This is a genomic window from Bordetella genomosp. 2, from assembly GCF_002261345.1.
Classification (GTDB): domain Bacteria; phylum Pseudomonadota; class Gammaproteobacteria; order Burkholderiales; family Burkholderiaceae_B; genus Bordetella_A.
Window position 1 is genome coordinate 1065105 of record NZ_NEVT01000006.1, and the last position, 13673, is coordinate 1078777.

The window sequence follows — 13673 nt, forward strand, 5'->3', positions numbered from 1 at the left end:
ACGCCGGTACCGGCGGCTTCCCGCCGGCCTGCCCGGTCCGTGAAACCGCTAAGTCTAACGTGTCGCGGGGGGCTTTGCGGCGCGGGAAATCCCTAAAATGGTGCACGAACAAGCGCCCGGCCCGTCGCGGCGGGCCGGGCGGCACGGGGTCAATCCAGCGAAACGCCGGAGTCCTTGACCACCTTGGCCCAGCGGCCAATTTCACTGTCGACGAAAGCGCCGAAGCGCTCCCCCGTCAGGTCCGGAATGCCCGAACCGTTGCCCGCCCAGACCTCCTTAATCTTGGGCGTGTTCAGTGCCTTGGTGACTTCGGCGATCATCTTGTCGACCACCGGCTTGGGCGTGCCCGCGGGCGCCCACAGCGCATACCAGGTCGAGACCTCGTAGTTGGGAACGCCGGCCTGGGCCACTGTGGGCACGTCGGGGAACGACGGCGAGCGCTCGGCCGAGGCCACGGCCAGCGGCTTGATGCTGCCGGCGCGGATATGGCCCGCCGACGAACCCAGCCCGTCGAACGCCATGTCGACCTGCCCGCCGATCAGGGCCGACAGCATTGGCCCCGCCCCCTGGTACGGGACGTCCACCAGATCGATGCCGGTCTGCATGGCGAACAGCTCGCCGGCCAGGTGGTGCGTGCTGCCCTTGCCGGCCGTGCCGAAATTGATTTCGCCGGGGTGCTTGCGGGCATACTCGATGAACTCCTGCAGCGTGTTGACCGGCAACTTCGACGTGTTGATCACGACCACCTGCGGCGGCTGCGCCAGCAACGCGACGGGCACGAAATCCTTCTGGATGTCGTAGCTCAGGTTCTTGTAGAGCGACGGTGCCACGGCATGGTGGGCGCCGCCCATGAAGAATGTATAGCCGTCCGGCTTGGCCTTGGCCGCCACGCCGGCCCCCACCGTGCCGCCCGCCCCGCCCTTGTTGTCCACCACCACGGTCTGGCCGAGCTGGCCGCTGAGCTGCTGGGCCAGGGGCCGGGCGAAGGTGTCGGTGCCGCCGCCGGCGGGAAACGGCACGATCAGCGTGATGGAACGGTCCGGCCAGTCGGCGGCGGCCGCCGCCGGGGTCAAGGCAGTCGTGGCGCCCAGCAAGGCCGTGGCGGCCAGGGCGCGCAAAAGGGAATGATTCATTTCGTCTCCTCGATTGATACAGCTCGTCGGGCTGCTTGCTTGTCTTGTAGTTGTCGTCAGGGTGTTGCCTGGTATGCCTGTGCGGAAGTTCCTCCTCGCGGATCGGGTTGTCGAGGAGCGGCCGGCCTGCCGGCCGCTCTGTCTGCTATCTATATGTATATGGGCGGGGTGGGCGCTACGCCGCCTGGTACGACGCGCGCAGCACGTTCTTCTGCACCTTGCCCATGGTGTTGCGCGGCAGCTGGTCGACCAGGTGGATTTGCTTTGGCACCTTGAAATTGGCGATGCGCGCCTTCAGCTCGGCCTGCATGGCCGCCGTGTCGACGGCGGCGCCGGGGCGCGGCACGACCACGGCCACGACCGCCTCGCCGAAATCCGGGTGCGGCACGCCGATCACGGCCGACTCCGACACGCCCGGCATCTCGTCGATGATCAGTTCGATCTCCTTCGGGTAGACGTTGTAGCCGCCCGAGATGATCAGGTCCTTGCTGCGCCCCACGATGGACAGGTAGTCGTCCGGCACCGCGCGCCCGCCGGATTCGCCGCCCCAGCGGCCGACATCGCCGGTGCGGAACCAGCCATCCGCGGTGAATTCCTCGCGGGTCTTTTCCGGCATGCGCCAGTAGCCGGCGAACACATTGGGCCCGCGCACCTGCACGTTGCCGATCTCGCCAGCGCCGAGGGCGGCGCCGCCGTCGTCCACCACGCGCACCTGCACGCCGGGCAGCGCCTTGCCCACCGTGCCGCCCAGGCGCTCGCCGTCGGCGGGATCGTACGGGTTCGAGGTGAGCATGACGGTCTCGCTCATGCCGTAGCGTTCGAGAATGGTGTGGCCGGTGCGCTCGCGGAACTCGTTGAAGGTTTCCATCAGGAGCGGCGCCGAACCGGAAATGAACAGCCTCATGCCGGCGCAGGCCGCGCGCGTGAAGCGCGGATCGGCCAGCAGCCGCACGTAATAGGTCGGCACGCCCATCATGACAGTGCATCGCGGCAGGTAGCGCAGCGCCTGGTCCACGTCCAGCCTGGGCAACCAGATCATGCGCGCGCCGGCCAGCAGCGCGCCATGCGAGGCCACGAACAGGCCATGCACGTGGAAGATCGGCAGCATGTGCAGCAGCACGTCGTCGGCGCGCCAGCCCCAGTAGCGGTGCAGCACGCGGGCGTTGGAGGCCAGGTTGCCGTGCGACAGCATGGCGCCCTTGCTGCGGCCGGTGGTACCCGAGGTATACAGGATGGCGGCCAGGTCGTCCGCGCGGCGCGGCACCGTGGCGAACGACTGGCTCAGCCCGCCGGCCGCTTCCAGCAGGCTGCCGCTGCGGTCCTCATTCAGCGTATACAGGTGCGCGGTGCCGGCCTTGTCGGCCGCGCGCCGCATCCAATCCAGGTTCTTGCCGGCGCACACCACCACGGCCGGCTCGGCATCGCCCAGGAAGTACTCGACCTCGGCCTCGCGGTAGGCGGTGTTCAGCGGCAGATAGACATAGCCGGCGCGCAACGTGGCCAGGTACAGCAGCAGCGCCTCGGGCGACTTCTCGACCTGCACGGCCACGCGCGCGCCCTCGGGCAGGCCGAGCGAGGCCAGCAGATTGGCCAGGCAGGCGCTGGCATGGTCGATGTCGTCCCACGTGTAGCACAGCTCGGGCGTTTCCAGGGCAACCTGGCTGCGGTCGGCCGGGAAGCCGCTTTCCAGCACGGTGTACAGATTGGCGTTGCTCACCTTTTTTAGTCTCCAGTAAATACCGGCGGGCGGCCCGCCAGGAAGGCGTCGACGCCTTCGCTGTGGTCGCGGCTGCCGGCATAGGCAAAAAAATCCTGATAGTCGGCTTCGTCGAGCGGCGCGTCCTGCAGCAGGCGGCGCGCCTGGCGCTTGTTGATGCGCGCGGCCAGCGGTGCGCCGCGCATGATGCGGTCGGCGCTGGCGCGCGCCTGACCGGCCACGTCCGCATCGGGCACCACGCGCGTCAGCAGGCCCAGCGCCAGCGCTTCGTCGGCGCCGAACACGCGGCCCTCGAGCAGGATCGCCAGCGTCGCGGCCCGGCCGGCCAGCGCCAGCAGCCCGCGCATTTCATCGGGCGCCATGGGAAAGCCGAGCCGGTTGATCGGCACGCCGAAGCGCGCCGAGGCGCCCGCGATGCGCAGGTCGCACTGGCAGGCGATCTCCAGCCCGCCGCCGACGCATACGCCGTCGATCTGCGCCACCACCGGGTGCGGGCACTCGGCCACGGCGGCCAGCGCCGGCGCCAGGATGTGCTGGTGATAATGCCGCACCTGTGCCGGCGTGCCGCGCACGGCCGGGAACTCGCGGATGTCCGCGCCGGCGGCGAACTGGCCGTCGGCGCCGCGCACGATCACGCAGCGCACGCCATCGTCCGCCGCGAGCGTGCCGAACACCTCGCGCAGTTCGCCCCACATGGCCACCGTGATGGCGTTCAGGCGGCCCGGATGCGACAGCGTGACCCAGGCCAGCGGGCCTTCGCGCGCCAGCAGGACCCGCCCGGAAGTCGGCGTGGCAGACATGGCCGCCCTACCCGATGCGGGCAATGCCGCGGCTGATGCGCGGCTTGCCCTCGCCCAGCCGCACCAGGTTGTCGTCCAGGTCGTCCAGGTCGTAGAGATAGTTGACCATCATGCCGCAGGACTGGCCCAGGCCCTTGGCCGAGGTATCGGCGGCCCAGTTCAGCCGTTCGACGCGCGCGCCGTTGCCCAGGTGGAAGCGCGCCACCGGGTCCAGCGGCTGGCCGTTCTTCATGGCGAGCAGGTAGTGCGCGGCCAGCCGCAGGCCGGCGCGCTGCACCACTTCGGATGACTTGCCGGCGGCCGCCCGGGCCAGCCGCGCCACCCAGCGGGCGCCGTCGGGCGCGCCGGCGCGGGCGCGGTCCTTGTCGCGCACGATGGCTTCTACTTCCTGCGCGCTCTGGCGCGACAGCCAATCGACAAAACCCGGGATCGGCGACAAGGTGGCGAACGAGCGCAGCTTGGGCAGCTCTTCGAGCAGGCGTTCGATGACGCGCTTGAGCAGGAAGTTGCCGAAGCTGATGCCGCGCAGCCCGGGCTGGGTATTGGAGATGGAATAGAAAATGGCCCAGCGCGCCTTGTCCAGGTCTTGCGGCGGCGCGGCGGTATCCAGGAGGGACTGCACGTTGTCCGCCATCTGCGTGGCAAAAGCCACTTCGACGAAGATCAGCGGCACGTCGGGCATTTGCGGATGGAAATACGCATAGCAGCGACGGTCGGGCGCCACCCGGTGGCGCAGGTCGTCCCATGAGCGAATTTCATGCACGGCCTCGTAGATGATCAGCTTTTCCAGCAGCGAGGCGGGCGAGTCCCAGGTCAGGGGCCGCAGTTCCAGCAGGCCGACGTCGAACCAGGCCGCCAGCAGGCTTTCGAGGTCCTTGTCGAGCGCCTGCAGGCCGGCCACCTGCTTGCGCCAGCGCAGCATGTCGGCGCGCAGCGCCACCAGGAAGCGCAGGCCGTCCGGCAAGGCATTGAAGCGCTTGAACAGCTTGGTGCCGTGGTCGCCGCGCGGCTCCAGGTCGGCGCCCACCTGGGCCAGCCCGCCCAGCAGTTCGCGCCGCCGCTTGCCGTCGGCGGCGCTATAGGCCGCGCACCAGCTGCGCGCCAGCTTGTTGGCGGCCACGTCGGTCAGGCGCGCCTGGAACAGCGGCGCGATCTCGGCGGCGCCAGGCAGCCGTCCGCGGTCCCACAGGCGGCCCAGGCGGGCCATCAGGCCATTGCTTTCCGTGCCGCCGGCGTCTTCCGGGGCGGCGGAATCGCTATCCTGCGGCCGTGCGCCGCGAGCGAGCGGACTGGGATCTAGGGCGGGCATGGGCAGCCTCCTGTGGTGCGGATGAGGGATGCAAGGCCGGCGCGGCAGCGGCGTCGGCCTGGGGGATGGGGTCGGCGTCCTGGCGCGCCAACAGGCGCAGCGCGTCGAGCTGGCGCAGCAGGTGCTTGCGCGCCAGCGCTTCGGCCGCCTCCGGGTCGCGCGCCTTGAGCGCGGCGAAGATGGCCAGGTGCTCGGCGCATGACTCATTGATGCGCCCGGGCACGGACAGGCTCTTGTGGCGGAACAGGCTCAGCACCTTGCGCAGGTTGCCCACCATGTCGGACAACCAGCGATTGTTGGCCAGGCCTTGCACGGCCTCGTGGATGAGGAAGTTGGTGTCGTAGTAGGCGTCGACGCGGCCGGCGGCGGCATGCTCGCGCAGCGCCTGGTGCAGCGGCTCGAGCGCGGCCAGGTCGGCGTCGCTGGCCTTGAGCGCGGCCTCGTGGGCGCAGCGCCCTTCCAGCATGGCCATCAACGGGAAGATATCTTCCAGGTCCTGCAGCGACAGCTCATTGACGAAGCAGCCGCGGCGCGGCTCCAGCCGCACCAGCCCTTCGGTGGCCAGCACCTTCAACGCCTCGCGCAGCGGCGTGCGGGAAATGCCCAGCAGGCCGGTCAGGCGGGTTTCGTCGATCCATTCGCCGCTGGCCAGGGTGCGCGCGCGGATCATGCCCCGCAGCCGGTCGGCGACCTCCAGGTACAGCGCTTGCCGGACGATAGGAGCGGTCATGAGGGGCCCGCGCGGGCATCCTGTAATTCATAATTATGGAAAACCCATCATACCCGGTCCCGGGCTTGCGCGAAACCCCCGCCCCCATCGGGACAATCCCTTGGGCCCGAAAATCAGAAGTGCAGTACGCCCGCCACGGCGTGGCGCGCCAGGGAGCGGGCCCAGCGGCGCGCGGGCAGGCCGTAGCGGCTCTCCACCGTCTCGGCGCGCGCCAGCAACTGTGCCGGCGTGATGGCCAGCGGCGGGCCGGTAAACGCCAGCACGATCTGGTTGCCGGCGTCGATCTCGGGCAGCAGCACGATGCGATCGTCGAACGCCGCGCGCAAGTTGTCGATATTGCGGCCGAAGCTCTCGTGCCGGCCGAACAGGTTGACCGACAGCACCCCGACTTCGCCCAGCACCCGCCGGCAATCGCGGTAGAACGCCACCGAGTCGCGCACCGGCCCGCGCGCCGAGGCATCGTACAGGTCGACCATCAGCACCGGGCAGCGCCCGGCATTGCGCGCATCGGCGACCCAGGCCGCCGCGTCCTGGTGCTGTACCGCCAGGCGCGCGGTGGCCGGCAGCCGGAAGAACATCTGGCACACCGCCGTCACCTGGGGGTTCCATTCCACCGCCACCAGGGGGCTGCGGGTGTGCTTCAGGCAAAAGCGCGCCAACGACCCCGCGCCCAGGCCCAGCAGGCCGATCGACGCGTCGTCCTCCTGGGGCGGCTCGAGGAACAGCAGCCACGCCATCATCTGCGCGGTGTATTCCAGCACCAGCTCGGCCGGCGCCTTGATGCGCATGGCGCCCTGGATCCATTCGGTGCCGAAGTGCAAATAGCGGATGCCGTCGGCTTCGGAAAGCGTGGGCTGGTCGGACGGTGCGGGAGCGGTACGGGCGGGCATCGCGCGATTGTAGCGAGCGCGCGCCGTCTCCGCCCGCGCCGCGCTCACGCCGCCAGGGACGCGCGCGCGGCCGGATCCTCGCCGTCGGCGCGCCAGAGCAGGTCCAGCAGTTCGCCGCGCCGGCGGCCGCTGTCGAGCATGCCGGCGATATGCAGCACGCGCTTGAGGAACAGGTGCATATCGCATTCCCACGCAATGCCCAGCGCGCCATGCACCTGGATGGCGTTCTCGGCCGCGCGCCGGCCGGCCTCGACCGCCAGCAGTTCGGCCACGGCACAGGCGTGCGCCGCCTCCCCGGCCGGCGCGTCCCGGTCGAGCGCCTGCGCCGCCGCCCGGCCGGCCAGGCCGGCATCGTCCAGCGCCATCCAGTCGTCGGCCAGTTTGTGCTTGATCGCCTGATTGGCGCCGATCGGCCGGCCGAACTGCTGACGCTCGCGCGCGTGCGCGGCCGCCGCGTCCAGCGCGGCGCCGGCCGCGCCCAGCAGTTCGGCGCTACGCAGCAGGCGGTAGCCCTGGCACAGCCGGCTCCAGCCGGCCTCGTCGAGCGCCAGGGCGGCGCGGCGCACCGGCGCGCCACCCGGGATGCGGGCCGTGCCGATGGCGGGATCCAGGCCCGTGCCAATGACTGCGTCGGCCACCGTGTGGCATTCGATCTCGATGCGGTCGGGCGCCGGGCGGCGCAGCGCCAGCGCCAGCGTTCCCGGCGCGGCATACTCCACCAGCAGCGTCCCGTCCGCCTGCGCGGCGGCCGGCGCATAGTAAGCCTGGCCAGCCAACACCGGGGCCAGCCAGGCATCCAGCAGCGCCGCCTCGGGCCGGGCGGCGCGCAATCCGGGCAGCCATGCCAGGTTGGCGGCCAGCGGCACGCCCAGGAGATGACGCCCGGCCTCGCCGGCCAGCGTCCATGCCGCGGCCAGGCCCAGCCCCATGCCGCCGGCGGCTTCGGGCAACAGCAGCGCCGGCCATCCCATGGCCGCCAGTTCGCCCCACAGAGCCGCGCGGAATCCGGCGTCGGCGTCGCGCGCCCGCGCGGGCGGATGGCGCTCGTCCAGGAGCCGGCGGGCGGCATCCGCCAGCATGCTTTCGATCTCGTGCGCGTCGGTCGTCATGCGCGTCAGCCTTTGGGCAGGCCCAGCACCTGCTCCGCGATGATGTTGCGTTGAATCTCGGAAGTGCCCGCCAGAATGGTTTCGGCGCGCGACCAGAGATAGGTCCGCACCAGCCCCGCGTCTTGCGCGTCGCCGCCGGCCTGCGCCAGGCCGGCGCGCGGTCCCAGGATATCCATGGCCAGGCCGAGCAGGCGCTGATGCGCCTCGCTCCAATGGACCTTGGTCGACGACCCTTCCGGGCCGGGTGGGTCGCCGCGCAGCGCGGCCTGCAGGGCGCGTTGCGATTTCAGCGCCAGCACATGGCTGTCGGCCGACAGGCGCGCCCAGCGCCGCCGCAGCGCCACGTCGTCGGCCGGGCGATTGCCGGCCGCGTCGGTGCGCAGCGCCAAGGCGCGGACCTGCTGCAGCTCCTGGGCGAACCGCACCAGCCGCGGGATGAAGTAAGTGCCGCGCTCGAAGCTGGCCGCCGCCATGGCGATTCGCCAGCCCTGGTTCTCCTCGCCCAGCCGGCATTCGGCCGGCACGCGCACCTGCTCGAAGAACACTTCGCAGAATTCGGCCTCGCCGGTCAGCTGGCGGATGGGCTCGACCCGCACGCCCGGGTCGCGCATGTCCACCAGCAGGAAACTCAGGCCGCGATGGCGCGGCGCCTGCGGGTCGGTGCGCGCCAGCACGAAGCACCAGTGGGCGCGGTCGGCGAACGAGGTCCAGATTTTGTGGCCATTGAGCACATAGCCGCCGGCGCCGGGTTCGGCGCGCGTGCGCACGGCCGCCAGATCGGACCCGGCGCCCGGCTCGGAATAGCCCTGGCACCATACCTCGCGGTTGGACAGGATGCCGGGCAGGAACCGGCGCTTCTGCTCCTCCGTGCCGAAATGCAGCAAGGTCGGCGCCAGGATGCCATGGCCGATCAGGTTGACGCCCAGCGGCGCGCCGCAGCGCGCATGCTCTTCGTGAAAGATGGCCTGCCGGCGCAGCGGCAGCGCGCGGCCGCCATACTCGCGCGGCCAGCCGAGCCCGGCCCAGCCGGCCGCACACAGGGCGTCTTCCCAGGCCTGGCGGAAATCCAGGCTGGCCGGGTCGGCCCGGCCGGGCCAGCCGGCCACGAAACCGGCGTACGCGGCCGCCAGCCATTCGCGCAGGCCCAGGCGGAAAGCTTCATCGTCCTGCAGCGCGTCCAGTTCCATGCCGGCGCGCCTCATTGCAGGCGGATGCTGGAATCGCGCGCGACCTTGCCCCAGGTGGCGATGTCCTGCTGGATGAACGCCGCAAAGGCCTTGGGGTCGCTGCCGATGATATCCAGTCCCAGGTCGGCGAACTTGCGCTTGACATCGTCGCGCCGCAGCACCCGGGACACCGCCTGGTACAGCCTGTCGATCGCGGGGGCGGGCGTTCCCGCCGGCGCGACCAGCCCCAGCCACGGCATGGCCGAATACCCCGGCAGGCCGGACGCCGCCACGGTGGGCAGCTCGGGCACCGAGGCCGAGGGCTGCGCGGTGGTCACGGCCAGCGCGCGCAGCTTGCCTTCCTTGACGAACGGCCCGGACGACGCCCAGGCGTCGAACATGACTTGCAGGCGGCCGGCGACCAGGTCGGTCAGGGCCGGCGAACTGCCCTTGTAGGGGATGTGCTCCATCTCCACGCCGGCCATGTGCTTGAAGAGTTCCGCTTCCAGGTGCGTCGAGCTGCCCGTGCCCACCGACCCGTAGCTGAGCTTGCCGGGATTCGCCTTCAGGTAGGCGATCAGCTCGCTCACCGTCTTGGCCGGCACCGAGGGATGCACTTCGAGCACGTGCACCACCGAAGCGACCTGGCTGACCGGCGCGAAATCCTTCACGGGGTCGTAGTTGACCTTGGCATAAATGCTGGGTGCGATGCCCAGCGACGAGGCCGCCATCAACAAGGTGTAGCCGTCGGGCTTGGCGCGCGCCACATAGTCGGACGCGATCAGCGTGCCGCCCCCGGGCTTGTTCTCGACGATCACGGGCTGGCCCAGTTCGGCGCCGAGATGGTCGGCGACCAGGCGCGTCATGATGTCGGTCGCCCCGCCCGGCGAGAACGGCACGACGATGCGCACCGGCTGGGACGGGTAATTGTCCTGCGCCCAGGCCGCGTTGCCCGCGGCCGCCATGGCCAGTGCGATGCCGGCCAGCATTTTTTTCAACATGGGGTCTCCTCCTTGTGAAACGATGGATTACTGCGAATGCGGCAGGATCAGCGCGTCCAGCATCGCGACGCCCTGTCCCGCCTCCTTGACGAGCAGCGGATTCACTTCGATCTCCGCCGCGCCCGGCGATGCCAGCAGCGCATCGCCCACTGCCACGATCGCCCGGCAGGCCGCGGCCACATCGGCCCTGGGCTTGCCGCGATAACCGTCCAGCAACGGGAACACCTTCAGCTCGCGCAGCATGCGGCCGGCCTCCTCCAGGCCGATGGGCAGCACGCGATGGCTGGTGTCGCCATACAGCTCGGTCAGCACGCCGCCCAGGCCCACGGTCAGGACCGGGCCGAATACCGGGTCGCGCGTGGCGCCGACGATGAGCTCGGCCACGCCGCGCTCCATGCGCTGGACCAGCATCCCGTCCAGGCGCGCGCCCGGCGCATGGCGGGCGGCGGCGGCATGCAGGCGCGCGTGGGCGGCGCGCACCGCGGCCGCGTCGGCCAGGCCGAGGGCGACGCCGCCGGCTTCGGTCTTGTGCGCGATGTCGGCGCTGAGGATTTTCAACGCCACCGGGTAGCCCAGCTCGCCGGCCAGCGCCACCGCCTGGTCGGCGTCGCGCGCGACGCGGGCCGCATCGGCCAGGCCGAAGCGGCCCAGGTAAGCGCGCGCGGCCGCCTCGTTACAGGGCAGCGGCGGCAGGTCCGGCGCGATAGGCGCGGGCGCGCCGGCATCATGCGGGCGCTTGCGCGCCTCGCACCACGCCAGGAACGGCGCCAGCGCCGACACGGCCAGGCCCAGGTCGTCGAATACCGCCACGCCGGCCTCGCGCAACGCCTGCCGACACTGCGCCGCGCCGGTGTCGATGGCGGCGAACAGGCGCGGATGCGCGCGCGCCACGTCGGCCAGCGCCTCGGCCATGCGGTCCAGCATGTAGCCGGGCGCATACACCACCACGGCGTCGATCGCGTCGGAGGTGGCCAGGGCCTGCAGCGCGGCGCGCACGAAACCCGGGTTGTTGACCACATTGCCCGTGACGTCCACCGGGTTGCCCACCATGCCGTAATCGGGAATGCCGCCGCGCAGGGTAGCCTGCAGGTCCTGCGGCAGCTCCGGCAGGTCGAGGCCGGCCGCCACGAAACGATCCGCCAGGATCGCGCCGAGCGCGCCCGACATGGTCAGCACCGCGACCCGCCGGCCGGCGCTGCGATGCCGCAGCATGGCCAGCCCGGCCAGCTGCGCCATTTGCGCGAAGTCGCCGGCCTCGATCACGCCCAATTGCCGGAACGCCGCGCTATAGACACGCTGGTCCCCGGCCAGCGCCGAGGTGTGCGAGCGCACGGCCTGCGCGCCTTTGTCGGTGGCGCCCGCCTTCAACGCGATCAGGACCTTGCCGCGCCGCTCGAGCTCGCGGCAGGCGCGCACGAACCCGGGCCCGTCGCGCAACTGCTCCAGGTAGCCCAGCACGATCTCGGTATGCGGGTCTTGCGCCAGGTAGTCCAGGTAGGCCGAAAAATCGACGCAGGCCTCGTTGCCGGTGTTGATGAACTGCGAGAACGGCAGGTCCAGGCGGCGCGCGATCGCATACACCGCGGCGCAGACATTGCCGCTTTGCGTCAGCAGGCTGACCTTGCCCGGCTCCCGCTGCATGGGCGCGGTCTTGAAGACCGAGGCGAATGCCGTATGGGCTTGCGTATTCAGGTTGGCGAACCCCATGCAGTTGGGCCCGGCCACCACCATGCCGGACGCGGCCGCGAATTGTTCCAGCTCCTGCTGCAGGCGCGCGCCCGCGCCGCCGGCCTCGGCGAAGCCCGCCGCGTAGACGATGGCGGCGCGCACGCCGCGGGCGTGGCAGCGCTCGAGCATGGGCGTCACCTCGGCCGCGCCGATCGCCAGCACGGCCAGGTCCACCGGCTGCGGCACCGATTCGATGTCGGGCCAGCAGCGCAGGCCGAAGACTTCCTGGTACTTCGGATTGACGGGGAAGATCCGTCCGCCATAGCCGAAGCGGGTCAGCAGGTCCAGCGGCATGCCGCCGATACGGCCCGCGTCGCCGCTGGCGCCGATCAGCGCGATCGAGGCGGGGTTCAGCAAGGGTTCCAGGCGATGCGTCATGCGGCACCGCCCGATTTGTTGCGTTGGATGGCCTGCGCCAGGCCGCGCTCGCGCACCACGCGGTATTCCTCGGTCAGGTGCGACAGCTGGTGGGTGTCGAAATGCGCGGCCAGCGCGGTGCGGAAGCCCTGCGCGTCGGCGGTGCGGTTCAGCGAGCGCTTCACCAGCTTCAGGCCGAACGGCGGCGCCTGGGCGATGCGCTGCGCCAGGGCCAGCGTGGCCGCCTCGAGCTCGGCCAGCGGCACCACGCGATTGACCATGCCGATGCGCAACGCCTCTTCGGCGCCGACCTTCTCGCCGGTGTAGAGCATTTCCTTGGCCTTGCGCAGGCCCATCACCCACGGATGGATCAGCACCTCGGTGGCGGCCGCCGCCAGCGTATGGCCGACCGGGTCGGAAAAATAGGCGTCGTCGGCGCAGACCACCAGGTCGCACATGTTGGCGATCATGAAGCCGCCCGCCACGCAGGCGCCCTGCACCTCGGAGATGGTGGGCTTGGGGAAATCCCAGATGCGCAGGCAATAGCCGTAATAGCGCTGCGATTCATAGGCCCAGCGTTCCTCGACGGTGAAGTCGGCGCGCTTGGCCTGCGCTTCTTTCAGGTCGTGGCCCGCCGAGAAATGCGCGCCCTGCCCGGCCAGCACCACCACGCGTACGGCCGGGTCGTCGGCGGCGCGCGCCAGCGCCTGGTCCAGTTCATCCAGCATCTGCTGGCTTTGCGCATTGCGCGCAGCGGGGCGCGCCAGGCTGATGCGGCAGACCGCGCCGTGCTGTTGCACAGCGAGAGTGGCGTATTCCATGAAGTCTCCTCGTCCGTTGTCATGCTCGGCCGAATTGAATTTACGCCCTGCCATTCCTAGAATACAAAATATTCGTTTAATTTATCCCACAATATGAACACCTCTAAATCGACCGGCGGCACCCAGAGCATGCGGCGCGCGCTGGCCCTGCTGCGGGTGCTGGCCCAGCACCAGGAAGACGGCATCGACCTGCAAGGCGTCATGGCGCGCACCGGGCTGGAACGTTCCACCGCGCACCGCCTGCTGAGCTGCCTGCTGGAAGAACGTTTCGCCGAGCGCGATCCGGCCAGCCGCAAGTACCGGCTGGGGGTCGACTCGATGCAACTGGGCTTCGCCTCGCTGCGCCATACGCCGCTGCTGGACGCCTTGCGCCCGTTCGCGCAGAAGCTGGCGCGCCTGTCGGGCGACACGGTGTTCCTGGTGATCCGCCAGGGCGACTACGCGCTATGCCTGCTGCGCGAGGCCGGCAGCTTTCCGGTGAAGGTGTTCACCATCGACCAGGGCGAGCGCCGCCTGCTGGGCATCGGCGCGGGCGGACTGGCGCTGCTGGCCAGCCTGGACGACGACGAGATCGCGCTGCTGTACGAGCGGCACGCGCCGCTCTATGCGCAGGCGGGCTTTACGCGCACGGGGCTGGCCAAGATGGTGCGCCAGGCGCGCCAGGCGGGCTACGCCACGATCGTGGACACGATCACGCCGGGGGTGTCCGGCGTGGGCGTGGCCTTTCCGGTGTCGGCGCTGACCTGGGTGGCGGTGAGCTTCGGCGCGATCAGCAGCCGGCTGGACGCCAGCCGCCGGGTCGAGATGGGAGAACTGCTGCGCGCCGAGTGCCGCGCATGGAGCCGGGAATACGCCGGGCTGTAGCGACAGCGCCGGCGCCCGGGGGGGACAGGCGCCAGGCCCCAGGGGGGC

12 protein-coding genes are annotated in these 13673 nt (G+C 70.6%); 1 reads left to right on the forward strand and 11 read right to left on the reverse strand.

The genetic code is table 11. The features are described from left to right. Positions 1-149 precede the first annotated feature (149 nt). From CAL24_RS15220 to CAL24_RS15270, 11 genes are all read right to left on the reverse strand, one after another. Positions 150-1133, reverse strand: a complete 984-nt coding sequence (locus CAL24_RS15220) for a Bug family tripartite tricarboxylate transporter substrate binding protein (RefSeq protein ID WP_094807111.1) — start codon at positions 1131-1133, stop codon at positions 150-152. Positions 1134-1308: 175 nt separating this feature from the next. Further along, positions 1309-2850 (reverse strand): malonate--CoA ligase, encoded by a 1542-nt coding sequence (locus CAL24_RS15225; RefSeq protein WP_094807112.1) that lies wholly within the window; start codon positions 2848-2850, stop codon positions 1309-1311. A 5-nt stretch (positions 2851-2855) separates the two neighbouring features. Continuing rightward, entirely contained in the window at positions 2856-3650 is a 795-nt protein-coding gene (locus CAL24_RS15230; protein ID WP_028354103.1) for an enoyl-CoA hydratase/isomerase family protein, read from the reverse strand. 7 nt (positions 3651-3657) lie between these two features. Further along, on the reverse strand, positions 3658-4959 hold the full coding sequence (locus CAL24_RS15235) for a malonyl-CoA decarboxylase domain-containing protein (protein WP_170947090.1): 1302 nt from the start codon (positions 4957-4959) through the stop codon (positions 3658-3660). Beyond that, positions 4907-5689 carry a GntR family transcriptional regulator gene (locus CAL24_RS15240; RefSeq protein WP_028354105.1) on the reverse strand — a complete coding sequence of 261 codons (783 nt, stop codon included), beginning with the start codon at positions 5687-5689 and terminating at the stop codon, positions 4907-4909. Before CAL24_RS15240 ends, CAL24_RS15235 begins: the two co-directional genes overlap by 53 nt. 113 nt (positions 5690-5802) lie before the next feature. Continuing rightward, the gene (locus tag CAL24_RS15245; protein ID WP_094807113.1) at positions 5803-6579 is read right to left on the reverse strand and encodes a spermidine synthase; all 777 of its coding nucleotides are present in this window, start codon (positions 6577-6579) and stop codon (positions 5803-5805) included. A gap of 44 nt (positions 6580-6623) precedes the next feature. Continuing rightward, positions 6624-7688, reverse strand: a complete 1065-nt coding sequence (locus tag CAL24_RS15250; protein ID WP_094807114.1) for an acyl-CoA dehydrogenase — start codon at positions 7686-7688, stop codon at positions 6624-6626. A gap of 5 nt (positions 7689-7693) precedes the next feature. Next, positions 7694-8875, reverse strand: coding sequence for an acyl-CoA dehydrogenase family protein (locus tag CAL24_RS15255; protein WP_094807115.1), 1182 nt, complete (start codon positions 8873-8875; stop codon positions 7694-7696). A gap of 11 nt (positions 8876-8886) precedes the next feature. Beyond that, on the reverse strand, positions 8887-9855 hold the full coding sequence (locus CAL24_RS15260) for a tripartite tricarboxylate transporter substrate binding protein (RefSeq protein WP_094807116.1): 969 nt from the start codon (positions 9853-9855) through the stop codon (positions 8887-8889). Positions 9856-9882: 27 nt separating this feature from the next. Further along, positions 9883-11961, reverse strand: coding sequence for an acetate--CoA ligase family protein (locus CAL24_RS15265; RefSeq protein WP_094807117.1), 2079 nt, complete (start codon positions 11959-11961; stop codon positions 9883-9885). After that, complete coding sequence (locus CAL24_RS15270) at positions 11958-12761, reverse strand: enoyl-CoA hydratase (protein ID WP_094807118.1); 804 nt, start codon at positions 12759-12761, stop codon at positions 11958-11960. The genes CAL24_RS15265 and CAL24_RS15270 overlap by 4 nt, the downstream gene beginning before the upstream one ends. A 93-nt stretch (positions 12762-12854) precedes the next feature. Between CAL24_RS15270 and CAL24_RS15275 the strand changes: the two genes are divergently transcribed. Further along, positions 12855-13625, forward strand: a complete 771-nt coding sequence (locus tag CAL24_RS15275; protein WP_094807119.1) for an IclR family transcriptional regulator — start codon at positions 12855-12857, stop codon at positions 13623-13625. Positions 13626-13673 lie beyond the last annotated feature (48 nt).

Excerpts from the sequence above, each read along its gene's own strand:
- CAL24_RS15220 (WP_094807111.1), bottom strand. The coding sequence starts at position 1,133 with ATGAATCATTCCCTTTTGCGCGCCCTGGCCGCCACGGCCTTGCTGGGC.
- CAL24_RS15230 (WP_028354103.1), bottom strand. The coding sequence starts at position 3,650 with ATGTCTGCCACGCCGACTTCCGGGCGGGTCCTGCTGGCGCGCGAAGGC.
- CAL24_RS15235 (WP_170947090.1), bottom strand. The coding sequence starts at position 4,959 with ATGCCCGCCCTAGATCCCAGTCCGCTCGCTCGCGGCGCACGGCCGCAG.
- CAL24_RS15240 (WP_028354105.1), bottom strand. The coding sequence starts at position 5,689 with ATGACCGCTCCTATCGTCCGGCAAGCGCTGTACCTGGAGGTCGCCGAC.
- CAL24_RS15245 (WP_094807113.1), bottom strand. The coding sequence starts at position 6,579 with ATGCCCGCCCGTACCGCTCCCGCACCGTCCGACCAGCCCACGCTTTCC.
- CAL24_RS15250 (WP_094807114.1), bottom strand. The coding sequence starts at position 7,688 with ATGACGACCGACGCGCACGAGATCGAAAGCATGCTGGCGGATGCCGCC.
- CAL24_RS15255 (WP_094807115.1), bottom strand. The coding sequence starts at position 8,875 with ATGGAACTGGACGCGCTGCAGGACGATGAAGCTTTCCGCCTGGGCCTG.
- CAL24_RS15260 (WP_094807116.1), bottom strand. The coding sequence starts at position 9,855 with ATGTTGAAAAAAATGCTGGCCGGCATCGCACTGGCCATGGCGGCCGCG.
- CAL24_RS15265 (WP_094807117.1), bottom strand. The coding sequence starts at position 11,961 with ATGACGCATCGCCTGGAACCCTTGCTGAACCCCGCCTCGATCGCGCTG.
- CAL24_RS15270 (WP_094807118.1), bottom strand. The coding sequence starts at position 12,761 with ATGGAATACGCCACTCTCGCTGTGCAACAGCACGGCGCGGTCTGCCGC.
- CAL24_RS15275 (WP_094807119.1), top strand. The coding sequence starts at position 12,855 with ATGAACACCTCTAAATCGACCGGCGGCACCCAGAGCATGCGGCGCGCG.